Source organism: Thiomonas islandica (genome assembly GCF_055383445.1).
Genome location: NZ_AP042391.1, coordinates 2,219,441 through 2,245,557, shown reverse-complemented (window position 1 = coordinate 2,245,557; position 26,117 = coordinate 2,219,441). Strand labels below are relative to the sequence as shown.

At 66.5% G+C, this 26,117-nt stretch carries 22 protein-coding genes; 10 read left to right on the top strand and 12 right to left on the bottom strand.

Annotation, left to right across the window (positions count from 1 at the left end):
• Window positions 1–22: 22 nt before the first annotated feature.
• Complete coding sequence (locus ACZ47F_RS11005; protein ID WP_464924758.1) at window positions 23–2,554, bottom strand: ABC transporter permease; 2,532 nt, start codon at window positions 2,552–2,554, stop codon at window positions 23–25.
• 264 nt (window positions 2,555–2,818) lie between these two features.
• Here ACZ47F_RS11005 and mutS point away from each other — a divergent pair, with 264 nt between their 5' ends.
• Window positions 2,819–5,395: a DNA mismatch repair protein MutS gene (mutS, locus tag ACZ47F_RS11000; RefSeq protein ID WP_464926625.1), complete on the top strand. Its 2,577-nt coding sequence runs from the start codon at window positions 2,819–2,821 to the stop codon at window positions 5,393–5,395.
• Here mutS and folE2 read toward each other — a convergent pair.
• The 3 genes from folE2 to ACZ47F_RS10985 all read right to left on the bottom strand — a co-directional run bounded on the left by folE2 (window position 5,392) and on the right by ACZ47F_RS10985 (window position 6,970).
• A complete protein-coding gene (gene folE2 / locus ACZ47F_RS10995; RefSeq protein WP_464924757.1) occupies window positions 5,392–6,180 on the bottom strand; it encodes a GTP cyclohydrolase FolE2 in 789 nt (262 codons plus the stop codon). The genes mutS and folE2 overlap by 4 nt on opposite strands.
• A 120-nt stretch (window positions 6,181–6,300) precedes the next feature.
• Window positions 6,301–6,642, bottom strand: coding sequence for a metal ABC transporter permease (locus ACZ47F_RS10990; RefSeq protein ID WP_464924756.1), 342 nt, complete (start codon window positions 6,640–6,642; stop codon window positions 6,301–6,303).
• Between the two features lie 4 nt (window positions 6,643–6,646).
• Window positions 6,647–6,970, bottom strand: a complete 324-nt coding sequence (locus ACZ47F_RS10985; protein ID WP_464924755.1) for a hypothetical protein — start codon at window positions 6,968–6,970, stop codon at window positions 6,647–6,649.
• 159 nt (window positions 6,971–7,129) lie between these two features.
• On the opposite strand from ACZ47F_RS10985, the gene ompR reads away from it, so the two are divergent.
• Together ompR and ACZ47F_RS10975 are read left to right on the top strand one after the other, a co-directional pair.
• Complete coding sequence (gene ompR / locus ACZ47F_RS10980; RefSeq protein ID WP_464924754.1) at window positions 7,130–7,858, top strand: osmolarity response regulator transcription factor OmpR; 729 nt, start codon at window positions 7,130–7,132, stop codon at window positions 7,856–7,858.
• Complete coding sequence (locus ACZ47F_RS10975) at window positions 7,827–9,266, top strand: sensor histidine kinase (protein ID WP_464924753.1); 1,440 nt, start codon at window positions 7,827–7,829, stop codon at window positions 9,264–9,266. Before ompR ends, ACZ47F_RS10975 begins: the two co-directional genes overlap by 32 nt.
• On the opposite strand, the gene ACZ47F_RS10970 is transcribed toward ACZ47F_RS10975, so the two are convergent.
• Window positions 9,258–10,208, bottom strand: coding sequence for an asparaginase (locus ACZ47F_RS10970; protein ID WP_464924752.1), 951 nt, complete (start codon window positions 10,206–10,208; stop codon window positions 9,258–9,260). The genes ACZ47F_RS10975 and ACZ47F_RS10970 overlap by 9 nt on opposite strands.
• 123 nt (window positions 10,209–10,331) lie before the next feature.
• On the opposite strand from ACZ47F_RS10970, the gene lexA reads away from it, so the two are divergent.
• Window positions 10,332–11,000 (top strand): transcriptional repressor LexA, encoded by a 669-nt coding sequence (gene lexA / locus ACZ47F_RS10965; RefSeq protein ID WP_464924751.1) that lies wholly within the window; start codon window positions 10,332–10,334, stop codon window positions 10,998–11,000.
• 3 nt (window positions 11,001–11,003) lie between these two features.
• On the opposite strand, the gene ACZ47F_RS10960 is transcribed toward lexA, so the two are convergent.
• Window positions 11,004–11,645, bottom strand: a complete 642-nt coding sequence (locus ACZ47F_RS10960; RefSeq protein ID WP_464924750.1) for a DedA family protein — start codon at window positions 11,643–11,645, stop codon at window positions 11,004–11,006.
• 305 nt (window positions 11,646–11,950) lie between these two features.
• On the opposite strand from ACZ47F_RS10960, the gene mutL reads away from it, so the two are divergent.
• The 4 genes from mutL to leuA all read left to right on the top strand — a co-directional run bounded on the left by mutL (window position 11,951) and on the right by leuA (window position 18,146).
• A complete protein-coding gene (gene mutL / locus ACZ47F_RS10955) occupies window positions 11,951–13,795 on the top strand; it encodes a DNA mismatch repair endonuclease MutL (protein WP_464924749.1) in 1,845 nt (614 codons plus the stop codon).
• A gap of 2 nt (window positions 13,796–13,797) precedes the next feature.
• Window positions 13,798–14,751 (top strand): tRNA (adenosine(37)-N6)-dimethylallyltransferase MiaA, encoded by a 954-nt coding sequence (gene miaA / locus ACZ47F_RS10950; protein ID WP_464924748.1) that lies wholly within the window; start codon window positions 13,798–13,800, stop codon window positions 14,749–14,751.
• A 59-nt stretch (window positions 14,752–14,810) separates the two neighbouring features.
• Entirely contained in the window at window positions 14,811–15,857 is a 1,047-nt protein-coding gene (locus tag ACZ47F_RS10945; protein WP_464924747.1) for a sensor histidine kinase, read from the top strand.
• Between the two features lie 576 nt (window positions 15,858–16,433).
• Complete coding sequence (leuA, locus tag ACZ47F_RS10940; protein ID WP_464924746.1) at window positions 16,434–18,146, top strand: 2-isopropylmalate synthase; 1,713 nt, start codon at window positions 16,434–16,436, stop codon at window positions 18,144–18,146.
• A 27-nt stretch (window positions 18,147–18,173) separates the two neighbouring features.
• On the opposite strand, the gene ACZ47F_RS10935 is transcribed toward leuA, so the two are convergent.
• Genes ACZ47F_RS10935 through wrbA form a run of 3 tightly spaced genes read right to left on the bottom strand, consistent with a single transcriptional unit; the run spans window position 18,174 to window position 20,591 of the window.
• Window positions 18,174–19,616: an FAD-binding oxidoreductase gene (locus ACZ47F_RS10935; RefSeq protein ID WP_464924745.1), complete on the bottom strand. Its 1,443-nt coding sequence runs from the start codon at window positions 19,614–19,616 to the stop codon at window positions 18,174–18,176.
• Window positions 19,603–19,980: a DUF2069 domain-containing protein gene (locus tag ACZ47F_RS10930; RefSeq protein ID WP_464924744.1), complete on the bottom strand. Its 378-nt coding sequence runs from the start codon at window positions 19,978–19,980 to the stop codon at window positions 19,603–19,605. Before ACZ47F_RS10930 ends, ACZ47F_RS10935 begins: the two co-directional genes overlap by 14 nt.
• An 11-nt stretch (window positions 19,981–19,991) precedes the next feature.
• Window positions 19,992–20,591 (bottom strand): NAD(P)H:quinone oxidoreductase, encoded by a 600-nt coding sequence (gene wrbA, locus ACZ47F_RS10925; RefSeq protein WP_464924743.1) that lies wholly within the window; start codon window positions 20,589–20,591, stop codon window positions 19,992–19,994.
• An 89-nt stretch (window positions 20,592–20,680) separates the two neighbouring features.
• On the opposite strand from wrbA, the gene ACZ47F_RS10920 reads away from it, so the two are divergent.
• Both ACZ47F_RS10920 and ACZ47F_RS10915 read left to right on the top strand, forming a co-directional pair.
• A complete protein-coding gene (locus ACZ47F_RS10920) occupies window positions 20,681–21,553 on the top strand; it encodes an RNA-guided endonuclease InsQ/TnpB family protein (protein WP_464924742.1) in 873 nt (290 codons plus the stop codon).
• Between the two features lie 196 nt (window positions 21,554–21,749).
• Window positions 21,750–23,030, top strand: a complete 1,281-nt coding sequence (locus tag ACZ47F_RS10915) for a YihY family inner membrane protein (protein ID WP_464924741.1) — start codon at window positions 21,750–21,752, stop codon at window positions 23,028–23,030.
• On the opposite strand, the gene ACZ47F_RS10910 is transcribed toward ACZ47F_RS10915, so the two are convergent.
• The 3 genes from ACZ47F_RS10910 to ACZ47F_RS10900 are packed head-to-tail and all read right to left on the bottom strand — an operon-like array spanning window position 22,960 to window position 26,096.
• Window positions 22,960–23,319 carry an Mpo1-like protein gene (locus tag ACZ47F_RS10910; protein ID WP_464924740.1) on the bottom strand — a complete coding sequence of 120 codons (360 nt, stop codon included), beginning with the start codon at window positions 23,317–23,319 and terminating at the stop codon, window positions 22,960–22,962. The two genes, ACZ47F_RS10915 and ACZ47F_RS10910, sit on opposite strands and share 71 nt — an antisense overlap.
• Before the next feature lie 30 nt (window positions 23,320–23,349).
• A complete protein-coding gene (locus ACZ47F_RS10905; RefSeq protein ID WP_464924739.1) occupies window positions 23,350–24,309 on the bottom strand; it encodes an NAD(P)H-dependent flavin oxidoreductase in 960 nt (319 codons plus the stop codon).
• A 2-nt stretch (window positions 24,310–24,311) separates the two neighbouring features.
• On the bottom strand, window positions 24,312–26,096 hold the full coding sequence (locus tag ACZ47F_RS10900; RefSeq protein ID WP_464924738.1) for an acyl-CoA dehydrogenase: 1,785 nt from the start codon (window positions 26,094–26,096) through the stop codon (window positions 24,312–24,314).
• Window positions 26,097–26,117: the final 21 nt, after the last annotated feature.

Sequence of the window (26,117 nt, the reverse complement as noted above, 5' to 3'; positions counted from 1 at the left end):
TTCGCGTCAAACTTTCGCGCTTTCAAGCTTGCCGCAGGCTTTGCCCAGGCGCACGCCGCAGCAAATCGCGCAGACTCCACCAGCCGGCAAGCATGGCCAGCAACGCAGCAGCGAGCATGGCCGCAGGCCACAACAGCCACGGCGGCTGCCACGGAAACTGAAACACCCAGTGCGCCAGCGCAGCGCTGACCGCTGCCGCTCCGGCAGCACCGAGCAGTCCGGCAACCGCACCGACCCACAGCATTTCGAGCAGCGCAATGCGCTGCAACATCTGCGCCGACGCCCCCAGCGCTCGCCAGACGGCCATATCCCGCATCCGGTCCTGGCGCGACAGCGCCAGCGACGCCGCCAGCACCAGCAGCCCTGCTGCCAGCGCAAACAGGAACAGAAACTGCACCGCGGTGATGACCTGGGCGATCAGCTTGCGCAGGTGCGCCAGAAGGCTGCCCATGTCCACCACGGTGAGGTTGGGAAACTGCCGCACCAGGGAATCGTCCATGCGCTGCGCATCGCCCGGGGCGCGGTAGGCCGCCAGATAGGTGACGGGCTGGCCTTCGAGCATCGACTGCGGCATCAGCACAAAAAAGTTGGCATGCATCGAATTCCAGTCCACATGCCGCACACTGGTGATTGGCGCGGTCACGCGCTGGCCAGCGATGTCGAAAGTGAGGGTGTCGCCCAGCTTGAAGCCCAGGGTTTTGGCAATACCCTGCTCGACCGACAGACCTCGCGCGTGCGGCCCGGCAGTGGCCTCCCAGTTGCCAGCCACAATGGTGTTGGCCTTGGGCAGGGTGGCGCTGGCGGAGAGGTTGAACTCCCGGTCGATCAGATCGCGGGCACGGATGTCGTCATAGTCGCGGCCGAACACGGCGCGGCCGTTGATCGCCACCAGCCGCCCGCGCAGCATCGGATACCAGTCGGGGTGCGTCACCCCGTCCCGACGCAAGGCGGCCAAGAACGCGGCGGTCTGCGCCGGCTGGATGTTGATGACAAAACGATCCGGCGCGTCGGCCGGGATGGACTGCCGCCAGGCGTCGATCAGACTGGTGCGCATCAACACCAGCAGCACCAGCGCCATCAGCCCCAGGCTCAACGCGGTGATCTGGATCACTGCACTGCCCGGTCGCGTTGCTAACTGCCGTGCGGCCATTTGAAGCAGTGCGCCCAGGCCCCGGGAAGGCGCGGCATGACCACGAACCCAGCGCCGCAAGCCCAGAGTGATCAGCCAGGCCAGCAGCGCAAACACCAGTGCCAGACCGGTAAAGCCCCTAGCGGCAATCGCTCCCAGCCGCAGGTCGCCCGCCTGCAGCCAAAGCAGCACTGCGAACGCCGTCACACCGGCGAGCACTGTGAACAGCGGTGCAGGCTGCAGACGCCCCAGGCTGCGGCGCAGCACGGCCAGCGGCGGCACGCGCGCCAGTTGCAGGATGGCGGGCAGGCCGAATGCGAGCAGCAGCATCATGCCGGTGGCAGCGGCAAACAGCGCCGGCATCCAGCCGGGCGCTGGCAGCTCGCGCACCTGCACCTGGATCAGGCCGTGCAGCAAGCCGATCATCGCCGCCTGAGCCGCCAGCCCGAGCAGTACACCCAGTGCAGCCGCCAGAGCCCCCAGCCAGAGGAATTCGGCGGCGTAGCGACGCAGCAGCACACCCTGACGCAGACCCAGCGCCTTGAACACCGCGCAGGGCTGCAGCCGTCTGCGGGCGAAGTCGCGCGCCGACTGCGCCACGGCCACGGCCGCCATCAAGGCGGTGATCAGGGCGACGAGATGCAGAAAGTCGGCCGCACGCTTGAGCGTCTGCTCCTGTGCCGGGCCGCTGTCGGCCACGGTCTGCACTCGCATGCCGCGTGCGGCGGTCTGACGGATCTGCAGTCGCGCCCAGGTGGCATAGTCTGCCGCCGCTTGCGCCGGCCCCGCGACGAGCAGGCGGTAGGTCACCCGGCTGGCGGGCTGGATCAGCTCGGTGGCGGGCAGATCGGCACGGTTCATCATCACTCGCGGGGCGAAATTGACGAACCCTGCGCCGGTATCCGGCTCGCGCACCAGGACCGCCGCGATACGAAACCGCGCATTGCCGAGTTGCAGCACATCGCCCACCTGCAGCCGTAGCGCGCCGAGCACACTGGCATTCACCCATACGGTTCCCGGCGTCGGCGGGCCGCTGCACGACTCCTCCGGGCCCTGCAGCCCAGCACGCAGCACCACCTGCGCGATCAGCGGGTAGTGCTCGCCCACGGCCTTGAGCGCGACCAGCCGAGTGCGATCGCCGCTGATATCCAATGCCATGCTCGGGAATACCGCGGTCTGTGTCAGGCGCAGCCCCAGGGCGCGGGCTTTGTCCAGGTAGATCGGCGCGATTGGCTGATCGCTGACCACCGCCACATCGCCCCCGATGAGCTGTGCCGCGTCGCGCACCAGTGCGCCCTGCAGACGCTGTGCGACAAACCCCACGGCCGACAGCGCGCCGACCGCCAGCACCAGGGAGAGGAACAGCAGCCGTAGTTCGCCACTGCGCCAGTCACGCCAGAACTGCCGTAAGGAGTGGGAGTGCATCGGAATCGGTGGTCTCGTGTGCTTCGGGAAAGAAAGAAAGAATTGTCCCTGCAGTACGTCGGGGCCGCAGCGACAGGGGCATTGCCGGCGCAGGCACGGGCGGCAGGGTACGATGGTGCGCTTGCCGCGCCGCGGCCCATTGCGCAGGCAACCCGCCTTGGCACCGACCCGCTGCGCCCGCAGCATCCACCCCATTGCACCATTCGTGCTCTTCGTTCGTTCATCGTTCCATTGAGTGCACCGCTTGACCAACACACCCCGCTGATGCAGCAGTATCTGCGCATCAAGGCACAGTACCCGGATGCGCTGCTGCTGTGTCGCATGGGGGATTTCTACGAACTGTTTTATGCCGATGCCGAAAAGGCTGCGCGCCTGCTCGACATCACCTTGACCCGACGCGGACAGTCCGCCGGCGAGCCGGTCATCATGGCCGGCATTCCGGTACAGGCGCTCGACGGGTATCTGGCCAAGCTGGTCAAGCTGGGCGAATCCGCCGCGATCTGCGAGCAGATCGGCGACCCGACGCAGACCAAGGGCCTGGTCGAACGCCGGGTGGTGCGCGTGGTCACGCCGGGCACGTTGACCGACCAAGCCCTGCTCGACGACAAACGCGACGCGGTGCTGCTGGCCATTGCCCCGGCAAAAAAGCCACGTGACGCTTGGGGACTGGCCTGGATGGCGCTCAGCGGCGGCGTGCTCACGCTGGCACAGTGCAACGCCGACGCCCTGCCCGACTGGCTGGCGCGCATCACCCCGGCCGAAGTGCTGTGGCCGCAGAACCAGCCGTTGCCACAGATGGCGCCGTGGCCCTTCACCACCACCCGCCCAGACTGGCATTTCGACGCCGCACTCGGGCTGCGCAAGCTGTGTGCGCAGCTGCAGGTTGCGCATCTGGACGGCTATGGCGCGCAGGCGCTGGGCGCCGCACAGGCCGCGGCGGCCGCGCTGCTCACCTATGCCGAGCAGACCCAGGGCGATACGCTGCCGCGACTGCTGGCCGACCTGCGGGTCGAGCGCGCCGAACACACCCTGCGGCTGGACGCCGCGGCACGGCGCAACCTGGAAATCCTGCAGCCGCTGCGCGGTGATGATGGCCCCACCCTGCTATCGCATCTAGACACCTGCCAGACCGCCGCCGGCAGCCGTCTGCTGCGCGACTGGCTGCAGGCCCCGCCACGGGATGCTGCCCTCTCCCGCAGCCGTCATGCCGCGGTGCAGGCGCTGCTGGATGGCGACCTGCCCGCGCTGCGCGCTGCGCTGCGGGGCATGGCCGACCTGGAGCGCATCGCTGCGCGCATTGCGCTCAGGCAGGCCAGGCCGCGCGAACTCTCCGCACTGCGCGACGGCCTGCAGCGCCTGCCCGCGCTGCGCGCGCAGGCTGCCGCGTTCGAGCGCGCGGCAACGCTGCGCACCATCGACCAGCAGCTCGACCTGCCGCCGACTGCCGCCGAACTGCTCGCCCGCGCCATTGCGCCCGAGCCTGCAGTAAACCTGCGTGACGGTGGGGTGATCGCGCCCGGCTTCGATCCCGAGCTAGACGCGCTGCGCGCCATCGACACCGATTGCGGCGGTTTCCTGATGGAACTCGAACAGCGCGAGCGCGCGCGCACCGGCATCGCCAATCTGCGGGTGCAATACAACAAGGTGCACGGGTTTTTCATCGAGGTCACCCACGGCCAGACCGACAAGGTGCCGCCGGATTACCGCCGCCGCCAGACCCTCAAGGGCGCCGAGCGCTACATCACTCCAGAACTCAAGGCTTTCGAGGACAAGGCGCTATCAGCGCAGGAGCGCGCGCTGGCGCGCGAGAAAGTGTTGTTCGACCGCGTGATCGACACATTGCAGCCCGAGTTGCCTGCCATCCGCCGCGCCGCGCAGGCCGTGGCGCTGCTCGATCTGCTCGCCGCGTTGGCCGAGCGCGCCGGCACCTACGGCTGGGTCTGCCCCGAGCTGGTGGAGACACCGGGTATCGACATCGAGGCCGGGCGGCATCCGGTGATCGAAAGCCGGGTCGATCGCTTCATTCCCAACGACTGCCGGCTGGACCCGCAGCGCCGCCTGCTGGTCCTCACTGGGCCGAACATGGGCGGCAAGTCCACCTTTATGCGGCAGACCGCGCTGATCGCACTGCTGGCGTATGTGGGCAGCTTCGTTCCGGCGCGCAGCGCACGCATCGGGCCGCTGGATGCGATTCACACCCGCATCGGCGCCTCGGACGATCTAGCCGGTGGGCAGTCCACCTTCATGGTCGAGATGGCCGAGACCGCAGCCATCCTGCGCCAGGCCACGCCGCTAAGCCTGGTGCTGATGGATGAAATCGGCCGCGGCACCTCCACCTTCGACGGGCTGGCGCTGGCCGCGGCGATCGCCGCGCACCTGCACGACCGCAACCGCAGCCTGACCCTGTTTGCCACGCACTATTTCGAGCTGACCGAGATGGTGCAGCGCCATCCACACGCGGCCAATGTGCATGTCGGCGCGGCGGAAACCCCGCAGGGCATCGTGTTCCTGCACGAGGTGCAGGAGGGCCCGGCCAGCCGCAGCTATGGCGTGCAGGTGGCACAACTCGCCGGGGTGCCACCTGCTGTGATCCGCGATGCGCGCAAACGACTGGATGCGCTGGAGCGTCAGCACCGGCAGCAGCAGGCGCAGCTCGATCTGTTTGCCGCACCGGCAGACAGCGACGCCTTGGCGATGCGGGAGGAGCAAGCCATGCCCGCCGTTCCCGCCGCGGTGCAGGACCTGCTCGACACCCTGGACACCACCGACCCCGACGCCCTGACCCCGCGCCAGGCGCTCGATCTGATCTACCGTCTCAAGGCGCAGCGCGATGCACGCTAGGCGCGCTCGATCAGCGCGTAGGCCGAGTGGTTGTGGATGGACTCGAAGTTCTCCGCCTCGGCCACGTAATGCCCGATGCGCGGGTCGGCATTGAGCCGTGCGGCCACATCACGCACCAGATCCTCGACGAACTTGGGGTTCTCGTAGGCGTGCTCGGTCACGTACTTTTCGTCCGGACGCTTGAGCAGGCCCCAGATCTCGCACGAGGCTTCTTCTTCCGCGATGCGGATGAGTTCCTCCAGCGCCACCGGCTGCAGCAGCTCGGCGGTGATGGTGATGTTCGAGCGCTGGTTGTGCGCGCCATAGTCCGAGATTTCCTTCGAACACGGGCACAGCGACTTGACCGGCACCACGACCCTGGCGATCAACTTGATCTGCTCACCACGCGCCTGCGCAATCCAGCCAGCCTCGTAGTCGAGCAGGCTTTGCACCCCCGACACCGGCGCGGTCTTGCGCAGGAACAGGGTGAACGCAAATTCCAGCCGTCCCGCAGTGGCGTTCAGCTTGGGCAGCATCTGCCGCGTCAAGTTGGCAAAGGCGGCGCCGTCCATCGCCTCGGGCATGGCTTCAAGCAGTTCGACGAAGCGCGACATGTGCGTGCCCTTCTTGTCAGCCGGCAGCGCCACGTCGGCGGTGACCTGCGCGATGCTCGGCTGGATGCTGCCGTCGCGCAACCGCACGTTCAGGGGATAGCGCAAGCCCTTGATGCCCACGCGCTGAATGGCGATATGGCGATCGTCGATCGTGCTCTGGATGTCCGGGATGGCTTCGAAGGGTTTGTTCATCGGGTGACGGGTAAGGCGGCACAGCATCCGGGCCGCCGGCCCGGGGCATTGTTGAGAGAAGTTTGTGGATTATCTCGGACGACGTGCGCCCTTGCCCGGTTCGTGGAAAAAGCCCTGCCCTCACCCCCGCGCCGGCACCGCGCGCAGCAGCAGAAAAAAGGCCGCCGCAACCACCACCATGGCGGGTCCGGATGGCGCGTCGGAATGCAGCGAAGCCAGCATGCCGAGCACGACAGACATGGCTCCGATCACGACCGCGCCCAGCGCCATTTGCAGCGGCGTGCGCGCCAGACGCCGCGCTGCCGCAGCCGGGATGGTGAGCATGGCCACCGTCAGCAGAATGCCCACAAGCTTCATCGCCAGTGCGACGAACACCGCGAGCACCAGCATGAAAGCCAGTTGCAACCACTTGACCCGGCAGCCCTCCACGCAGGCCAGTTCTTCATGCACGGTCAGGGGCACGGGTTCAGTTCGATCCGGGGTTAAGCCGCGGCTCGGGCTGGGGCAGCCGGCCGGCTTCCGTGCTTTGGATCTGTTCGCGCAGTTTCAGGCGGTCTTGCGGCGTCATGACACGCGGCGCGACTGCAGCTGAGGCATCCGAACTGGAAAACTGCGGTGCCCGCAGCCGGCTGCCGGCAACTGCACCCTGCCGCGACTGTTGCAGGCTGGTGTCGGCCGCTGCGGGCATCTGCGCCGTGGCGCGAGTGCGTGCCGCCAAAACCGCGGCTGGCACGGCAGCACACGAGGCAGCACAGAGGATAAGGACGAGCGCAGCGCGCCGCGAAGACATGAGCGTATCCAAAGTTTGCAATTGAAATTATCGAATCGACCTGGGGCGAAACCGCGCGTGCCCGCAGTAAACTCTGTAACAAGCGTTAAGCTGACACGTCGCTGCGAGGACGCTTGGCCGCCGTGCCTGACCCGGTTTTCAATTCGAGAAGACGCTTCCATGGACCACGAAAAACCGAAAAAGCTGATGGTTGTCGACGACGATGCGCGCATCCGCGATCTGTTGCGTCGTTATCTCTCGCAGGAGGGCTACGAGGTGTTCGTGGCCGAGGATTCCAAGGCCATGTCACGCATCATGGTCAAGGAGCGCTTCGACCTGATCGTGCTCGACCTCATGCTGCCGGGTGAGGACGGCCTATCCATCTGCAAGCGTCTGCGTGCCTCCAAGGATCAGACGCCGATCATCATGCTCACCGCGAAGGGCGAGGATGTCGACCGCATCATCGGCCTGGAGGTCGGTGCCGATGATTACCTTCCCAAGCCGTTCAACCCACGCGAACTGCTGGCGCGCATCAGCGCGGTGCTGCGCCGCCAGCCCTCGCCCGAACTGCCGGGCGCTCCGTCGCGCGAGGACGTGACCGTGGTGTTCGGTCCGTTCAGCCTCGATCTGGCGCGGCGCGAGCTCAGTAAAAACGGCGAAGCCGTCAGCCTGACCACCGGTGAATTCGCCATGCTCAAGGCGCTGGTGCGTCACCCGCGCCAACCACTGTCGCGCGACCGTCTAGCCGAGCTGGCCCGCGGTCGCGACTACGAAGCCTTCGACCGCAGTCTGGATGTGGCCATCTCGCGGCTGCGCAAGATCATCGAAACCGACCCGGCGCACCCGCGCTACATCCAGACGGTCTGGGGCGTGGGCTATGTCTTCGTCCCCGACAGTTCCGAAAGCTGAGGCCGAAGCCAGCCCCGCAGCGCCTGCGCAATTCACGACCCCGGGCGGCGTGTTCGCGCGCCTGGGGCGCTGGATCGGCGGCCTGTTTGGCAGGCTGTACTGGCGCACCTTCTTTTTGATCGTGCTGCTGGTCAGCGCAAGTCTGGCGACCTGGTTTCAGAGTTTTCGCCTGCTCGAACTCGGGCCACAGGTGGCGCAGACCGCGCGGCAGATCACCAGCCTGATCGACCTGACCCGGTTGGCGTTGATCCACTCCGATCCGCAATACCGCGTTTCGCTGCTCGAGGAACTGGCGAAAAAAGAAGGCATTTACATCTACCCGCGCAATCCGGGCGATCGGTGGACGCCGATGAACCACACCGACTTCACCCACCGGCTAGAGGTCGCGGTCGATTCCCGGCTGAAGGAGGATCTCACGTTCGCTGATGCGGTCAACGATCGCCCGGGCCTGTGGATCGGCTTTCAGATCCAGGGCGATCCTTATTGGCTGCTGCTCGACCGCTCGCGCATCGACCCGTCGCTGAGCGAGACCTGGGCGAGCTGGGGAGCGATCGCCACGCTGCTGGCGCTCATTGGCGCCGCGGTGATCGCCAGCTTTGTCAACAAGCCGCTGCGCGACCTGCGGCTGGCCACTGCCCGGGTGGGAGCTGGCAACTACTCGCAGATGCTCGATGAACACTCGGGCATGCGCGAGATCCGCGAGGTCAACCGCGGCTTCAACCGTATGGCGCGCAGCCTGCAGGAAGTCGAGGAGGAGCGCGCGCTGATGCTCGCGGGCATTTCGCACGATATCCGCACACCGCTGGCACGCCTGCGGCTGGAGGCTGAACTCAGCGTGCCCGACGAGCAGTCGCGCCAGAACATCATCGACGACATCGAGCAGGCCGACCGCATCATCAGCAAGTTTCTGGAATACGCGCGCAGCATCGCGCCCAAGCTCGAACCGGTCGACCTCAACGCCCTGATCGATTTCGTGCGCGACCGCTACCAGAAGGACGAGACCGTGGTGCTGCACCTGCGCGCCCCGACCGTGCCGTTGGTGCAGGCCAATGCGCTGGAACTGCAGCGCATCGTGGTCAATCTAGTGGAAAACGCCAAGCGCTATGCACTGACGCCGGGCGAGGTGCACACCGATCTGGACATCAGCCTGCAACCCTGCATCGACTCGGTGCTGCTGACCGTACGCGATCACGGCCCCGGCGTGCCGCAGGATCAGCTCGCTCATCTCACCCGGCCATTTTTCCGTGGAGATGCGGCCCGCACGTCGGCCAAGGGCACTGGGCTGGGTCTGTCCATCGTCGACAAGACCATCGCCGCGATGCGCGGCCGGCTGGACATCAGCAATGCCGAGGGGGGCGGGCTGCAGGTGCGCATCTGGCTGCCGCACAGCCTGCAGCACTCAGCCTGATGTCGCCAGCTCGAGCAACATCCGCACCCGCAGCTTGACCGCAGTAAGCCCGTCTGCCGCGCCACCGCGCACAGGCCCGATGCGAGGGGCCGTCTGCACCCGCACTCCCTGCTGCTTGGCCCATTGCAGCGCCTCCTGCAGGTGTTGATGCACCGTCCCTGCGCCGGTGCCGGCCACCACAAGTCCGCGCAGCGGCGGCTGCAGCCGGACGTCGCCCAGCAAGCCGCGCACCAGGGCACCGTCTGCGCCGGCGTGGCTGAGCACAATGTCCACGCGCGGCCAGGCATCGGCAGGCGGGATGGCAAATGGCGCGCCAGGCTCCGTCTCGGGCCGGCGCCAAAGCCGCAGGCGGTCGCCGTCGATCTCGCCCAACGGGCCCCGCTCGCCTGAGCTGAAGGCATCGATGCGGTGAGGGTTCGCCTTGATCACATCACGCGCGGCGTGGATGCGTCCATGCAGCACGCAGACCACCCCCAGACCGCGCGTCTGCGGATGCGCCGCAACCCGGACAGCGTCGAGCAGGTTCTGCGGGCCGTCGGCATCCAGCGCCGTGGCCGGGCGCATCGCTGCGGTCAGCACCACCGGTTTGTCGCTGCGGTGCACCAACTGAAGAAAGTACGCGGTTTCCTCCAGCGTGTCGGTGCCGTGGGTGATGACGCAGGCGGCGATTTCCGGTCGCGCCAGCCAGTGCGACACGCGCATGGCCAGCCAGCTCCAGGTCGCGCAGTCCATGTCCTTGCTGTCGATATTGACCACCTGCTCGGTGTGCAGTTGTGCCAGGCGCTGCAGCATCGGCACGCGCTGCAGCAGCGCGTCCACGCCAAGCACCCCGGCGGTATACCCGTGCAGGCTGGGATCTCCGGTGGCCACACCCGCGATCGTGCCGCCTGTGCCGAGAACCACGACGCCTGCCTGCGCAACGCCTGAATGTGGGGTTTGCATGCCAAACTCCTTTGCATCACAGCTGTTTTGATTTACAGTGGCGGGCAGATCAGCATGTTGCCCGATCGCACCGCCCGGTGGCGGTCGGATTGCTGCATTGTGCAACCGCCTGAGCCTTCATCCATGCGCCGTCCCGCCACCAAGCTCACCGCCCGCCAGCAGGAAATCCTCGATCTGATCGTGTTGTCGGTGCGCGAACTTGGCTACCCCCCGACCCGGGCCGAAATCGCCACGCGGCTGGGCTTTCGCTCAGCAAACGCCGCCGAAGATCATCTGCAGGCACTGGCGCGCAAGGGCGTGATCGAGCTCACGCCGGGGGCATCGCGTGGCATCCGCATCGTCGAAGCGCAGCGTGCCCGGCCGCCTGGCGGCCTGGGGCAGCAGCTTGCGCTGCCCGGCGCCGAGCAGCTCTGTCTGCCGCTGGTTGGGCGTGTGGCGGCAGGGCATCCCATCTTGGCGCAGGAGCATATCGAGCAGACGCTGCTGATCGACCCGGCCGCATTCTCGTCCCGTCCTGACTACCTGCTGCGGGTGCGCGGCATGAGCATGCGCGACATCGGCATCCTCGACGGCGACCTGCTCGCAGTCAAGAGCTGCTGCAGCGCGGAAAACGGGCAGATCGTGGTAGCGCGCATCGGCGATGAGGTCACGGTCAAGCGCCTGCGCACCCTGGCCAGTCACATCGAGCTTCTGCCCGCCAACCCGGAGTTCGCGCCCATTCGCGTCACGCCGGACCAACCCTTCGCCATCGAGGGTCTGGCCGTGGGGCTGGTGCGCGGTGCGCTGGGCTGAAGGCTACGCGGGAGCCCGCTGCCGCGACTTCCACCAGCCCCACACCGCCGGCAGCAGTGACAGCACGATGATGCCCAGGGTCAGTATGCCCAAATTGTGTTTGATCCACGGCATGTTGCCAAACAAATAGCCGGCCATGACCAGCACCCCGACCCACAGGGTCGCGCCCATCATGTTGTAGACGAGGAACTTGCCGTAGGACATTTCCGCAACTCCGGCAACGAACGGAGCAAAGGTGCGGATGAACGGCATGAAGCGGGCCGCGACAATGGTGATGCCGCCGTATTTTTCGTAAAACGCATGCGCCTTGTCGAACGCCCGGCGGTTGAACCAGCGCGAATCCGGCCAGGAGAAGACCTTGTGGCCGATCGCCTTCCCGATCTGATAGTTCAGGCTGTCGCCCAGCACCGCCCCGAGCCACAGCACCGCCATGACGCCCGGCAGACTCAGCGCGCCGGTGGCGGCAAAGGCGCCGACCACGAACAGCATCGAGTCACCCGGCAGGAAGGGCATGATCACCAGCCCGGTCTCGACGAACACGATGCCGAACAGTAGTCCGTAGACCAGCGGCCCGTACGCCGAGATGAGCTGCGCCAGATGCACGTCGAAGTACAGGATGAGATCGATCAGGTGGTGCAGTTCCATGCGGCGCAGGCGCCAGTGCGCAAAAGATTGAGGATGGCAGAGGAAGTCAGTCAACGCGGCGGACCGCAGCACATCGACGCGTCGGGCCAGCGGATGGCTGGCACAGTCGCGCCCGTTGCGCTCATGCAAAGAAGGAAAAGAGAGGTTTTCTCCGACCCAGCCTTCTGCCCAAGCAAGCCGGACCTGCGCAGACACAAAGCTCAGGCATGTTGCCAGCGGACACTGAGCCCAGACTGAGACCCCCTTGAAAAGTATACTGAGCGCAGTTGTCCGTCCCTCCTGCGCCCTGCCCGCAACATCCTGTCTTGCCGCAACCCCAACGTCCGATTCGTCCGCTGCCGGACGTGCTCATCAGTCAGATTGCCGCAGGCGAAGTCATCGAACGTCCGGCCTCGGCGCTGCGCGAACTGCTCGACAACGCCATCGATTCCGGCGCTACCGTCATCACCGTGTGGCTCGAACAGGGTGGCCTGGCCAGCGTGCAGGTGCAGGACGACGGCTGCGGCATCCCGCCGGACGAGCTGCCGCTTGCGCTGCAACGGCATGCCACCAGCAAAATCGTCGACCTGGACGAGCTGCACCGCGCTGCCAGCTTAGGCTTTCGCGGAGAAGCGCTTGCGGCCATGGCTGCGGTGGGCGAGATCGAGATCATCAGCCGCCGTGCGGATGCGCTGGGTGCGATGCTGCGCGCCAGCGGCGGACAGGTCGGCAATGTGCAGCCTGCTGCGGCGCAGCCCGGCACCCGGGTCACCCTGCGACAACTATTTTTCAACCTGCCGGCGCGGCGCAAGTTTCTCAAATCACCCAGTACCGAATACGCCTGGTGCGCCGAGGTGTTCCGACGTTCCGCGATGGCGCATCCACGGGTCGGGCTACGGCTGTGGCACGACGGCCAGCTCAAGCTGCAGTTCGATCCCGACCACTCCGCACACGGCCTGCAGCGCCTGCGCGCCGTGCTTGGCGAGGCCTTTGCCCGCGACGCACTGACCGTGACCGCACAGATCGGCCCGCTGGCGCTGCGGGCCCTGGTGTGCAGACCCACGGCGGCCCGCGCCCGCAGTGACATGCAGCACATCCTGGTCAATGCCCGTTGGGTGCGCGACCGCACGCTGGCGCATGCGGTGCGCGCCGCGTATGCCGATGTGCTGCACGGCGCGCTGCAGCCGCAATATGCGCTGCTGCTGGACCTACCGCCCGAGCTGGTCGATGTCAACGTGCACCCGGCCAAGGCGGAAGTGCGGTTTCGCGATGGCGCCGCGGTGCACCAGGCGGTGCGCCATGCGATCGAGCAGGCTCTGGCACGCAGCGCCGACGCGACAGCGCCCCCGCCAGCGCAGCCGGCGTTTGCGCCGCAGCTGCCCACCGAGACGCCGCGACCGGCGACCGCCCCGCTGCCCTTCACCTACACGCGCCCCAGCGCGCCGCCGTGGGACCTGCTCGTCCGTGCGCAGGCCCCGCTCGATCCGGCTGCGGCCTTGCAGGCGCGGGACAGCGCGTCGCCGCCTGCCTACGCTTCCCCTGCGCGCGACCCATCGGACCCATCGGACACCGAGTCAGATCCCGACTTTCCGCTCGGGTTCGCACTCGCGCAGTTTGCCGGCATCTATATCCTGTCGCAGAATCGGTACGGACTGGTCATCGTCGACATGCATGCGGCACATGAACGCATTGTCTTCGAGCGGCTGAAAGCGGCGCAGCAGGCCGGGCCCGCTGGCTTGGTGCAGCCCCTGCTCATCCCCGCGGTCTTTGCTGCAACCGAGATGGAAATCGGCGCGGCCGAAGACCACGCCGACAGCTTGCGCAGCCTGGGCCTGGAACTCGACCGCGCGAGCCCCGGCAGCCTGGTGGTCCGCGCCATTCCGGCGCCGCTGGCCCATGCCGATCCGATCCGCCTAGCCCGAGGGGTGCTCGCCGATCTGGCCGCGCAAGGCGCCAGCGCGCGCCTGCAGGACCAGCGCAACGCCATGCTCGCCAGCATGGCCTGCCACGGCGCGGTGCGCGCCAACCGCCAGCTCACCCTGGCCGAAATGAATGCGCTGCTGCGCGACATGGAGCGCACCGAGCGCGCCGATCAATGCAACCACGGTCGCCCGACCTGGAGACAAGTGGGGCTGGCCGAACTGGACGCGCTGTTCCTGCGCGGGCGCTGAGCATGGCCAGGCCGTCGCAATCGCAGCCCGTGGTGTGTCTGGTGGGCCCGACCGCAAGCGGCAAGACCGCGGCCGCGTTGCATCTGGCGCGGCAGGCGCGGGACCGGGGAGTCGCGGTGGAGCTCATCAGCATGGACTCCGCGCTGGTCTACCGCGGCATGGACATCGGTACGGCCAAGCCGGGCGCCGAGGAACGCGCCGTCTGCCCGCATCATCTGATCGACATTCTGGACCCGTCGCAGACCTACAGTGCCGCGCAGTTCGTCGACGATGCGCACGGGTTGGTCCAGGCCATCCGCCAGCGTGGGGCGCAGCCGCTGATCGTCGGCGGCACCATGCTCTATCTCAAGGCGCTGCAGTCGGGCCTGTCCGAGCTGCCGCAGGCCGACGCGGCGCTGCGCGCGCAGATCGACGCCGAAGCGGCCCGGCTGGGCTGGCCGGCGCTGCATGCCCGTCTGGCCGCGGTGGATGCACCCACCGCCGCCCGTCTGGCGCCGAACGATGCGCAGCGCATCCAGCGTGCACTGGAGGTGTGGATGCTCAGCGGCCGACCGCTGTCGGCACACTTCACGTCCGATGCGCAGACCAGGGCGGCCATGCGGCTGCGCATCGTGTCGCTGGAGCCGTCAGACCGCAGTGCGTTGCATTCGCGCATCGCCCAGCGCTTCGATGCCATGCTGCAGGCGGGCTTTCTCGATGAAGTGCGCGCGCTGCGCCAGCGCGGCGACCTCGACCCCTCGCTGCCGTCGATGCGCGCGGTCGGCTACCGCCAGGCGTGGCGCCACCTCGAAGGGCACACCACCGCCGCAGAATTCCGTGAACAGGCCCTTGCCGCCACACGCCAGCTCGCCAAGCGCCAACTCACCTGGCTGCGTGTCCTGCCGCAGCGCACGGTGCTCGACTGTCTGGCACCGCTGCAGCCCACGCTCGACGCGCTGAAACTGCTCGTCCCCTGAGGTTTTGAGCAGCGATTCGATTCAAGTCCTGCCGGTGTGCGCCGTTGAGTGAACTTGTCATGCCCATGCCGCAAACGCTCATGCCCCCACAGCCCGACGCCTGCCCGCCCGACTCACCCGCGACCGACCCGGGCTGGGCTGAGCGTGCCTTATCGGGGTCTGGTCTGGTGTTTCAGCTCAACCGGCGCGCTGGGCAGCTGCGGTTCACCCGGGCCAGCGCCTCGGCGCAAATGGTCTGCGGCCTCAGCGCCCAGACCCTGCTGAGCTCGGCAAGCAGTTTTGTCGCGCGCATCCACCCGGGCGATCAGCTCGACTTTCATGCCGCCCTGCAGGCCAGCGCCTTGCACGGCGAGCCGTGGAACTGGGAAGGGCGCATCATCACCGAGGGCGAAATCAAGTGGATCAACATCCGCGCGGTCATCACACAATCTGGCGCCAGGCTGACGCAATGGGACGGCATCATGCTCAACATCAGTCATGCCCGCCGGCGCGAAGCCGAACTGCGCGACATGGCAATGCAGATGGAACATGCGCGCGAACAGGAGCGCGCGCAGCTCGCCCAAGAACTGCAAAACAGCCTCGTTCCGTTGCTCGAGGCCTTGAGCCAGGGTCTGCACGACAGCGCCGGCGGCGCTGATGCTCAGCGGGCGCAACTGCACCGTCTGGCACAGGCCGCCACTGAAGCAGCCCGCCTCGCGGCGATGCAACTGCGCCCACCCGCGCTCGATACCGGATTGACCGACGCGCTGCGATGGCTGGCCGAGACATTCAGCCAGCGCCACGACATCCCGGTGACCCATGCGCTCGACCATGCCGGCAGTCTGCCAGACACGACCACCGCCCAGCTGTTTCGCATCGCGCAGCAGGCCTTTGCCCTCATTGCCGAACGCAAGCCGGTGCGCGCGGTGCATCTGAGCCTCTCGCGCACGCCCGGGCTGATCGGCCTGGACATCGTGGACGACGGACTCGGCACCGGCAGCGCAGCGCAGGACCAGACTCAGGGGCTGCGCAATCTGCGCGAAAGAGCCCGCCTGATGGGCGGCACGCTGCAATCCATTCACGCTCCCGGTCAGGGCACGGCCATCCGCCTGCGTGTGCCCTGTTGATCCAGGCGGTGGCAGCTGCAGATCAGGGACTGAAGACAACACTGAGCACAAGTCCCTTGCCTGCTGCGCATTCGATCTGCGAGCGGTGTGCTGTCTTGCACATCCTCGGGCGATTGTTTCCGTATGCGCCTTGCATCCCATCCAGCAGCCCGGCGCGCAGCATCAGAAGGATTCATTCAGTGTTGCCATTGTTTGACGTTCGCGCCAGATTTTGCTACCTTGCACCTATGTTTTGTGATGCCGTATCTGCTGCTGGCTTTTCTGCCCATCGTGCCTGCGCTGCTGCGCACGCGCAGCTCAGTTCGGCTGTGCTGTTGCTTTGTGGCCTGCTGCTACTGGCGCTGCCAGCCAAGACCGCGCGCGACTGATCGACCCAACCCCATCCATCCACCATCAAGCGCCCGCGGCCTCGGCTCAGGGCGCTTTTTGTTATGCAACGCTTCAGCATGAACCTGTTTGTCTCTGTGCACCGACTACCCATCGGTTGCCGGGCCATGTGCCCGCGACAGCCCGGCCGCCTTGTCGTCGCATGAATGCCGTCCAGAATACTCACCTACCCCTCCCGGAGATCGATCCATGTTGAAGCAACCGCAAACCAAATACCGTGCCTTCCCGCCGATTGGCCTGAAAGACCGCACCTGGCCGGACAAGGTCATCACCCGCCCGCCGATCTGGATGAGCACCGATCTGCGCGACGGCAATCAGGCGCTGTTCGAGCCGATGGACGCGCAGCGCAAGATGCGCATGTTCAAGATGCTGTGCGCGATCGGAATCAAGCAGATCGAAGTGGCGTTTCCGTCGGCATCGCAGACCGATTTCGACTTCGTGCGCGAATTGATCGAGGGCGACCACATCCCTGATGACGTCACGATCGAAGTGCTGACACAGGCGCGCGAGGACCTGATCCGCCGCACCTTCGAGTCACTGCGCGGTGCCAAGCGCGCCATCGTCCATGTCTACAACGCCACAGCGCCGAACTTCCGGCGCATCGTGTTCAATGTCGACGAAGCCGGGTGCACCCAGATCGCGGTCAACGCCGCCAGGCTGATCAAGCAGCTCGCCGCCGAACGCCCCGAGACGCAGTGGACCTTTCAGTACAGCCCCGAGGTATTCAGCGGCACCGAGCTGCCGTTCGCGCTATCGGTGTGCAACGCAGTCACCGAGGTGTGGCAACCCACGCCGGACAACAAGATCATCTTCAATCTTCCGGCTACCGTGGAGATGAGCACGCCGAACATTTACGCCGATCAGATCGAATGGATGCACCGCCATCTCGACAAGCGCGACAGCATCATCCTGTCATTGCACCCGCACAACGACCGCGGCTGTGCCGTGGCTGCGGCCGAGCTGGGCGTGATGGCCGGCGCAGACCGGGTGGAGGGCTGCCTGTTCGGCAACGGCGAGCGCACCGGCAATGTCGATCTGGTGACTCTGGCGCTCAATCTGTACTCGCAGGGCGTGGATCCGGGGCTGGATTTTTCGAACATCAACGCAGTAGCGCGTACGGTAGAGGAATGCACCCAGCTCCCAGTGCATCCTCGCCATCCCTACGCCGGCGATCTGGTGTTCACCGCGTTCTCCGGCTCGCACCAGGATGCGATCAAGAAGGGCCTTGCCGCGCAGCGCGCCAATGCGCTGTGGGAAGTTCCCTACCTGCCGGTCGATCCGGCCGACCTGGGCCGGACCTACGACTCGGTGATCCGTGTCAACAGCCAGTCGGGCAAGGGCGGCATCGCTTACCTGCTCGAAACCACATATGGCCTGATCATGCCGCGGCGGCTACAGGTCGAATTCAGCGGGGTGGTGCAAAAGCACACCGACGCCACCGGCACCGAAGTCACCGCGCAGCAGCTGTGGAAAATGTTCAACGAAGAATATGTCGCCATGGCGCATCCGCTGCACCTGCTGTCCTACCACCTGACCGACCATGGCGAACGCCAGGGCATCCGGCTGGAGATCGAGGCCGACGGCAAACGCCTGAGTCTCAAGGGCGAAGGCAACGGCCCGATTGATGCGGCCATCCACGCCCTGCGCCTGCCGCTGGCGGTGCACAGCTATGAGGAACGCGCGCTCGGCCTGGGCGCCGACGCCAAGGCATCGGCCATCATCGAAATGGCGATCGAGGGGCTGCCCACCAGCACCTTCGGCGTCGGCATGGATGCCAACATCGTCACCGCATCGGTGCGGGCCCTGGTGTCGGGTGCCAATCGCCTGCTGCACCGGCTGCCGCAGGAGGCTGCGCAGCAGCACCTCGACTTGCTGCACGCACCGCTGCGCGCCGTGGCGTGAGATGTGGTGCCCGGGGCATGCTTGCCGTCAGCTCATGGCGGGCCCGGGTAGCACCTTGCCGGGATTCATCAGATTCTGCGGGTCGAGCGCCCGTTTGATTGCCCACATCTGGCGCAGGGCAACCGCGTTACCGTAGCGCGCCAGCTCTTCCGGCTTGAGCTGGCCGATGCCATGCTCGGCAGAAAACGTGCCGCCGCAGGCCGCCGCGGCGTCATGCACGATGCGGTTACACGCGGCCTGATACGCATGCAAGAATTGCACCGGGTCCACCCCCTGCGGCGCCTGCACGTTGTAGTGCAGATTGCCATCGCCCAGATGGCCGAACACCAGCAGCCGCGCGCCTGGAATCGCCTGCTGGATGAGCTCGGCGGTCGACTCGACGAACGCCACCATGCGCGACAGTGGCACGCCAATGTCGTGCTTGATGTTCAGCCCCTCCTGCGCCTGCGCCAGCGGAATCGACTCGCGCAGATGCCACAGCGCGCGACTTTGCGCCTGGCTCTGCGCCACCGCGGCATCAACCACTGACCCAGCCTCCAGCGCCGCCTGCAGCAAGCCTTCCAGCCGCGCCCTGCCCTGCGCCTCGTCCTCGGCCTCGCTGGTCTCCAGCAGCACGCACCACGGGCTGGGCAGGTCGAACGGCAGACGCTGCTGCGGAAAATGCTGCTGTACCAGCTGCAGGCTGTGCGCGCTCATCAGCTCGAAACCGGTCAGGCTGCAGCCCAGCCGGTACTGGGCCAGATCAAGCAGGGCAATCGCCGCTGCCAGGTCGCGCACCGCGGCCAGTGCCGTGATCTGCGCTGCCGGCTGAGGGAACAGCTTGAGCGCTGCCGCGGTGATGATGCCCAGCGTGCCCTCTGCGCCGATGTACAGATCGCGCAGGCTGTAGCCGGTGTTGTTCTTGCGCAGGGTATTGAGTGCATCGACCACTTCGCCCTGCGGGGTGACCACTTCCAGCCCGAGACACAAATCGCGCGCATTGCCGTAGCGCAGCACCGCGGTGCCGCCTGCATTGGTCGACAGATTGCCGCCAATGGTGCAACTGCCCTCGGCGGCGAGAGACAGCGGAAACAGCTTGCCGACAGCGGCTGCGGCCTGCTGCACCGCGGCCAGCACACAGCCAGCCTCGGCGATCAGGCTGCCACCAACCGGATCGACCTCGCGGATGCACTGCAGCCGACGGGTGCTGAGCACGATCTGCTGGCCGCTGTCGTCCGGCGTGGCTCCGCCAACCAGCCCGGTATTGCCACCCTGCGGCACCACACCTACGCCATGCAGTGCGCACAGTTGCACGACCTCGGCCACTTGCGCCGTGTTGCCTGGCAGCACCACGGCCAGCGCCTGCCCCCGGTAGCGCTTACGCCAGTCGGTCAGATAGGGCGCGCAGTCCTGCGCATCGGTGAGCACATGCGAGGCCCCGAGCAGCGCACGCAGTGCATCCCTAAAGCGGGTGCTCTCAGCTGGCGTCATGGCGCGGCGCTCCGGAGCGCAGGAATCCGGCGATGCAGACGAACAGGCAGAGCGACAGCAGCAGCTCGATCCACCCCAGCCCGCGCGACGCGGCCTGAGGGTCGGTCATTGCGCGGGTCACCCCCTCGGCGGCGTAAAACCACAGCAGCAGGCTCAGCCAGCGCATGGTGAACGCCTTGCCGCGCAGCACACCCGGCACTGCCGGCAGCAGGGGCATGACCTTGAGCACTAGCAGCGAGCCGCCCGGATGCAGCGGCGCTACCCAGAGTTCCCACAGCAGGCACAGCAGGATCAGCGCCAGCAGACTGAGCACAGCGCCGCGCTGCCAGATATGCTGCCAATCGGGGAGGGACGCGCCGGGCATGATCGGCCTTGTCAATCTGCGCCAAGCTTGAGCGCCGTCTGCGCCAGCCGCTGCCCCAGCGCCACCGCCAGGCGTTTTTCTTCCTCGCTGACCGCCAGGGATGCATCGGAGGCGGCGTGGTGACTCGCGCCGTAAGGTGTGCCGCCGCTGCGGGTGGTCATCAGGTCGGGCTGACCGGCATAGGGTAGACCAACGATGAGCATGCCGTGATGCAGCAGCGGCAGCATCATCGACAGCAGGGTGCTTTCCTGTCCGCCGTGCAGACTGCCGGTGGAGGTGAACACCGCCGCCGGCTTGCCCGCCAGCGCCCCGGAGAGCCACAGCGTCGAGGTCTGGTCGAGAAAATACTTCAGCGGCGCGGCCATGTTGCCAAAGCGCGTGGGCGAGCCCAGCGCCAGCCCGGCGCATTCCTGCAGATCACCCAGCTCCGCATATGGCGGGCCGTCGTCGGGAATGGCTGGCGCGGTCTGCTCGGCCACGGTGCTGACCCGCGGCACGGTGCGCACCCGCGGCAGCGCTCCTGGCACGCTGGCCACGCCCTGCGCAATGCACTCGGCCAGGGTGCGCGTGCCGCCATGCACGCTGTAGTAGAGAACCAGGATGACTTTCATAGAGACCTTGCAAGGAAACCCGCGATTTCAATCGCGGGAGGAATTGCAGGCGCGCAAAGCGCACCATGTGGTGTATATTGGAACGCATGATGCGCACCGCCCAGGTCCGACTGGACGTGACTGCACAGCAAGCCGCCGCGTTGACGGCGCTGCGTTCTGCTGACGCAGATGCCTGCAACCGTCTGGTGCCTTTCGTCGTCGCGCACCGGGTCTGGAATCGGGTGGCCTTGCACAACCTGGCGTACAACGCGCTGCGAGCGGCCACGCCGCTGGGCAGCCAGATGGGCTGCAACGCGATCTTCTCGGTGTGCAAAGCCGACAAGGCACAAAAGGCGCTGGGGCGCATCCGCAAAGACCAGCCGCCTCCCGCGATCCGTTTCGACCATGCCAGCGTGCATTTCGACCAACGCACCTACACACTCAGGGGCGACGGCGTCTCGCTCTACACGGCTCAGGGGCGCATGACCATTCCCCTGCGCCTGGGCGCGCATCAGCGCCGCATCCTCGAATCCGGAAAGCCAAAGGAAGCGGAACTGGTCTTGCGGCAGGGCAAGTGGTTTTTCAACCTCGTCGTCGAATCCGGCGACGTGAAGCCGCTGGCATCCGGCCCGGTCATGGGCGTGGATGTCGGAGAAAACAACCTCGCCGCCGTGAGCACGGGCAAGGTCTTCGGCGGCGAGCATCTGCGCGATCGGCGCGACCGTTCCAAGGCGGCGGGCATCGTGGTCGAGTACGTCAACCCGGCCTACACGAGCCAGACGTGTGCGTGCTGCGGCAGTCTGGGCAAGCGGCTCAAGCATCGTTTCGTGTGCGATAAGTGTGGTCTGCGGGCGCACGCCGACTTGAATGCAAGTCGAAACCTTGCCCGCATCGGCAGCGGTGCCCCGCTGCCGATGGCGACCGTCAATGCGCCTGATGTTGGGGGTGTGGATAGGGGCAACCATGTCTGCGCTTCACAATAACAGGCCGTTGAAAAACTACTGCGGTGGGCCATCTGCGGCGTTGCACGGTGCTCGCTGCCTCGCCTATCTATTTGATATGTCTCGGTCGCTGCGCGCCGTGCGCCTTGCATCTGGCCATCCTCGCGACGTTTTTCAACGGCCTGATAAAGCCTGCGACTGAAAAGTCGCGGGTGATTTACTCCGCTATGGTATTGCCATGCCACGCCTGAGCCTGCCCGAAGCCCTCAAAGCCAGCCTGCGCACGCTGGCAACGCGGTTTGCGCAGGACAACCTGGCGCAGACCGCAGCCAGCCTGACCTTCACCACCCTGATCTCGCTGGTGCCGCTGCTCACCGTGGCGCTGGCGGTGTTCACCGCGTTTCCAGCATTCGACAGGCTGCAGGGCCAGTTACAGGCGCATCTGGCGCAGCAGATGCTGCCCGAGGGGCTGTCGGACAAGGTGGCGCATTACCTGAGCGATTTCGCAGCGCGGGCCAAGGGGCTGGGCGTGGTCAGCGTCATCTTTCTGATCTTGACCGCCACGTCGATGATGCTCACGGTCGACCGCGCGCTCAACGCCATCTGGCGTACCCCGCGGCCACGCCCGCTGGCGCAGCGAGTGCTGATCTACTGGGCCGGATTCACCCTGGGACCACTGGTGCTGGGCGCAAGCATCGGGTTAATGAGCTATGTGGTCGGCGCGCACCGCGGGCTGCTGCACCACCTGCCGGGCGGCGCTAGCGTGCTGCTGAGCCTGGCATCTTGGGCGTTGATGGCGGTCGCACTGGCGGCAATGTTCCGCTTCATCCCGAATGCCGAGGTGCAGTGGCGCGACGCGCTGGCCGGCGGCGTGGTCGCCGCGCTGGCGTTCAGCCTAGGGGGGCGGGCGCTGGCCTTGTATTTCTCCTCCGTGACCACCTACACCGCGGTGTACGGTACCTTTGCCGCCCTGCCCTTGCTGCTGCTGTGGATCGACTTCAGCTGGCTCGCAGTGCTGGTCGGGGCAATGATCGCGGCCTATGCACCGACGCTGCGCGGGCGCGCGATCCGCCACGAGGGCTATGCCGGGGCCGAGTTTCTTGGCGCAATACAAGTGCTCAGGCAGTTGTACCGCGCGCGACAGGCGCCGAACTGCGGGCTGACGGCGGCCGCGCTGTCGCGCCGGCTGCGCCTGGACCCGTTACAACTGCAGGACCTGCTCACCGCGCTCGAACGGTTGGGTTGGGTGGGCAAGGTGGCCTGCGCAGACCGCGGGCCGGCGCGCTGGGCGCTACTGTGCGACACGCAGTCCACGTCGATCGAGCCACTGATCGACGCCCTGCTGCTCGACCAGGAACATGCCCGGCGCACCTCGGCCCTGCTGGCGCATTTGTTCGGCGCCGAAGCGCGCAGCTGCACTCTCGATCGGCTGCTCGACGAGCACCCAGTCAAAGGCGCCGGGTCAGCATCTGCCACCACATCACCCAGTCTCCCATCAGACTCAGCAGTGGGCGCTTGAACGTAGCCGGGCGGTTGTGCTCGACAAAGAAGTGGCCGACCCAGGCGAAGGCGTAGCCGCAGACCACCGCCGCAAGCAGCCACCACGGGTTGCCGGTGAACACCAGGAAAAACAGACAAACCAGCGCCAGAGTCGAGCCGGTGAAGTGCAGCCAACGATTGAGCGGTTGGCGATGCTCGGCTAGGTACAGCGGATAGAACTCGGCAAATGATCGCGCAGCGGCCAGCCGTGCCAGGTTGGACGGCTGCGGGGCAGCGGGCAGGTCGTGGGGATGGTGACGTGCGCGCATGAGACATCTCCGGTGACGGTGATGCGCCAACTATAGGCGGCACAGGCGTTGTCGTGCGGCATGGTACTGCTCAGCTAGCTGCGCCACCAGCGCGGCCGCACTCTGTACCTTATGCACCACGCCGATGCCCTGGCCGCAGCCCCAGATGTCTTTCCATGCCTTCGCTGTGCCCAGCGCCAAGGCAAAGTCCATCTTGTTTGGATCGCCCTCGGGCAGATAGTCGGGGTCGAGCCCGGCAGCGGCGATCGAGCCGCGCAGGTAGTTACCGTGCACCCCGGTGAACAGGCTGGAATAGACGATGTCCTGCGCGCTGCTGTCGATGATCATCTGCTTGTAGGCATCGACTGCGCGGGCTTCGTCGGTCGCGATGAAGGCGCTGCCGATGTAGGCCAGGTCGGCACCCATGGCCTGCGCCGCGAGAATGGAGCTGCCGCTGGCGATCGCCCCAGACAGCACGATGGGGCCGTCGAACCAAGCCCGGGTTTCCTGCACCAGAGCGAACGGCGACTGCGTGCCGGCATGCCCCCCGGCGCCCGCAGCGACCAGGATCAGGCCATCGGCGCCCTTGTCGATGGCCTTGTGCGCGAAGGTCTGATTGATCACGTCGTGCAGCACCAGCCCGCCCCAACCGTGCACCGCCTGGTTGACCTCGGGCCGCGCGCCCAGCGAGGTGATGACGATGGGCACCCGGTATTTGGCGCACAGCATCATGTCGTGCTCCAGCCGGTCGTTGCTGCGATGGACGATCTGATTGACCGCAAACGGCGCCGCCGGCTGATCCGGATGCGCCACGTTCCATGCTGCCAGCGCCTCGGTGATCTCGGCCAGCCATTCGTCGAGTTGCGATGCCGGCCGCGCGTTGAGCGCCGGAAAGCTGCCGACAATGCCTGCGGTGCACTGCGCGATCACCAGCTTGGGGTTGGAGATGATGAATAGCGGCGAGCCGATCACTGGCAGGCGCAGTGAGGAAAGAGCAGTGGGCAACGCCATGATCAGAATGCCTCCACCGGCAGCGCCATCACACTGTCCGCACCCTGCAGCACCGCATCGCGCAGCGCGCTGCAGCGCGGCAGGATGTGCGCGCAGTAGAACACTGCGGTGGCGCGCTTGGCGCTGGCAAACGCGGCGTCCTCGGCACCCAGGTGCGCCACGGCCAGCCAGCTCTGCGCCAGTTGCCAGCCGGCCAGCAGGGTGCCCGTCAGCATCAGATACGGCACGCTGCCGGCATAGGCCGCGTTCGGCGCGGTCTTGCCACTCGCGACGATGAAGGCCACGACCTGGGCATAGGCCTGCCGCGCATGGGCCAGTTGCGTGGCCATGGTCACAGCCTGCGCATCGCCGGTGGCCTTGAGCGCGTCCTCGGTCTTGTTCACGCGGCTGGCAAAACTCATCGCCAGCACGCCGCCATCGCGCACGGTCTTGCGGCCCACCAGGTCGTTGGCCTGAATCGCCGTGGTGCCTTCATAAATGGTGAGGATGCGCGCGTCGCGGTAGAACTGCGCGGCGCCCGTGTCCTCGATGAAACCCATGCCGCCGTGCACCTGCACGCCCAGGCTGGTCACCTCGATGCTCATTTCGGTGGAAAAGCCCTTGACCAGCGGCACGAGAAAGTCGTACGCCGTCTCATGTGCAGCACGTTGCTGGGCGTCGGGGTGAGCACGGCCAACGTCGTGCAGACTGGCCGCGACCAGTGCGAGCGCCCGCGCGCCCTCGGTGAGCGCGCGCATGGTCATGAGCATGCGACGCACATCCGGGTGATGCACGATGGTCACCGCCTGCGCCGAGCTGCCGTCCACCGGACGCGACTGCACCCGCTCCTTGGCATAGGCCGCGGCCTTCTGGTAAGCGGCTTCGGCCACTGCCACGCCCTGCAGCCCCACGGCATAGCGTGCGGCGTTCATCATGATGAACATGTACTCTAGGCCACGGTTGGGCTCGCCCACCAGCTCGCCAATGGCGCCCGGTCCCACCTCGCCCTTGCTGTCTCCATAGACCAGCACCGCGGTCGGGCTGGCCTTGATGCCCAGCTTGTGTTCGATCGACGCGCACCAGACATCGTTACGGCGTCCATCTTCCAGCAGTTTGGGCACGATGAACAGCGAAATGCCCTTGACCCCGGGCGGCGCATCAGGCAGGCGAGCGAGCACTAGATGGACGATGTTCTCGGCCATGTCGTGTTCGCCGTAGGTGATGTAGATCTTCTGCCCGAACAGACGGAAGCGGCCGTCAGCCTGCGGTTCGGCGCGTGTGCGCACCAGTGCCAGATCGGAGCCGGCTTGCGGCTCGGTAAGGTTCATGGTGCCGGTCCACTGCCCCGAGATCAGACGCGGGATATAGCGCTGCTTCTGGTCGTCACTGCCCGCAGTGAGCAGCGCTTCGATTGCGCCGTCCGACAGCAACGGGCACAGCGCAAAACTCAGGTTGGCAGCGTTGAACATTTCGGTGCAGGCCGCGGAAATGCTCTTGGGCAACCCCTGACCGCCAAAATCTGCCGGATGCTGCAACCCCTGCCAGCCGCCTTCGGCAAATTGGCCGAACGCCTGCTTGAACCCGGGAGTGGTGGTCACCACGCCGTCTTTCCAGCTGCTGGGCTGCAGGTCGCCGGTGCGGTTCAGTGGGGCGATGACCCCCTGGTTGAAATGGGCACATTCCTCCAGCACAGCGCGTGCAGTGTCGAGTGTGGCGTCCTCGAATCCAGGAAGCTGGGCAATCGACGCCAGACCGGCGAGATGTTCGAGGTCGAACATCATGTCGCGGACGGGGGCGGTGTAGGACATGCGAGTCTCCGGTTGGGGCTG

Excerpts from the sequence above, each read along its gene's own strand:
- ACZ47F_RS10985 (WP_464924755.1), bottom strand. The coding sequence starts at position 6,970 with ATGTCTTCGCGGCGCGCTGCGCTCGTCCTTATCCTCTGTGCTGCCTCG.
- ACZ47F_RS10930 (WP_464924744.1), bottom strand. The coding sequence starts at position 19,980 with ATGCCCGGCGCGTCCCTCCCCGATTGGCAGCATATCTGGCAGCGCGGC.
- ACZ47F_RS10935 (WP_464924745.1), bottom strand. The coding sequence starts at position 19,616 with ATGACGCCAGCTGAGAGCACCCGCTTTAGGGATGCACTGCGTGCGCTG.
- ACZ47F_RS10910 (WP_464924740.1), bottom strand. The coding sequence starts at position 23,319 with ATGCGCGCACGTCACCATCCCCACGACCTGCCCGCTGCCCCGCAGCCG.
- mutS (WP_464926625.1), top strand. The coding sequence starts at position 2,819 with ATGCAGCAGTATCTGCGCATCAAGGCACAGTACCCGGATGCGCTGCTG.
- folE2 (WP_464924757.1), bottom strand. The coding sequence starts at position 6,180 with ATGAACAAACCCTTCGAAGCCATCCCGGACATCCAGAGCACGATCGAC.
- ompR (WP_464924754.1), top strand. The coding sequence starts at position 7,130 with ATGGACCACGAAAAACCGAAAAAGCTGATGGTTGTCGACGACGATGCG.
- ACZ47F_RS10975 (WP_464924753.1), top strand. The coding sequence starts at position 7,827 with ATGTCTTCGTCCCCGACAGTTCCGAAAGCTGAGGCCGAAGCCAGCCCC.
- ACZ47F_RS10945 (WP_464924747.1), top strand. The coding sequence starts at position 14,811 with ATGCCCATGCCGCAAACGCTCATGCCCCCACAGCCCGACGCCTGCCCG.
- ACZ47F_RS10960 (WP_464924750.1), bottom strand. The coding sequence starts at position 11,645 with ATGGAACTGCACCACCTGATCGATCTCATCCTGTACTTCGACGTGCAT.
- ACZ47F_RS10915 (WP_464924741.1), top strand. The coding sequence starts at position 21,750 with ATGCCACGCCTGAGCCTGCCCGAAGCCCTCAAAGCCAGCCTGCGCACG.
- ACZ47F_RS10970 (WP_464924752.1), bottom strand. The coding sequence starts at position 10,208 with ATGCAAACCCCACATTCAGGCGTTGCGCAGGCAGGCGTCGTGGTTCTC.
- miaA (WP_464924748.1), top strand. The coding sequence starts at position 13,798 with ATGGCCAGGCCGTCGCAATCGCAGCCCGTGGTGTGTCTGGTGGGCCCG.
- ACZ47F_RS10905 (WP_464924739.1), bottom strand. The coding sequence starts at position 24,309 with ATGGCGTTGCCCACTGCTCTTTCCTCACTGCGCCTGCCAGTGATCGGC.
- ACZ47F_RS10900 (WP_464924738.1), bottom strand. The coding sequence starts at position 26,096 with ATGTCCTACACCGCCCCCGTCCGCGACATGATGTTCGACCTCGAACAT.
- lexA (WP_464924751.1), top strand. The coding sequence starts at position 10,332 with ATGCGCCGTCCCGCCACCAAGCTCACCGCCCGCCAGCAGGAAATCCTC.
- ACZ47F_RS10920 (WP_464924742.1), top strand. The coding sequence starts at position 20,681 with ATGCGCACCGCCCAGGTCCGACTGGACGTGACTGCACAGCAAGCCGCC.
- ACZ47F_RS11005 (WP_464924758.1), bottom strand. The coding sequence starts at position 2,554 with ATGCACTCCCACTCCTTACGGCAGTTCTGGCGTGACTGGCGCAGTGGC.
- wrbA (WP_464924743.1), bottom strand. The coding sequence starts at position 20,591 with ATGAAAGTCATCCTGGTTCTCTACTACAGCGTGCATGGCGGCACGCGC.
- leuA (WP_464924746.1), top strand. The coding sequence starts at position 16,434 with ATGTTGAAGCAACCGCAAACCAAATACCGTGCCTTCCCGCCGATTGGC.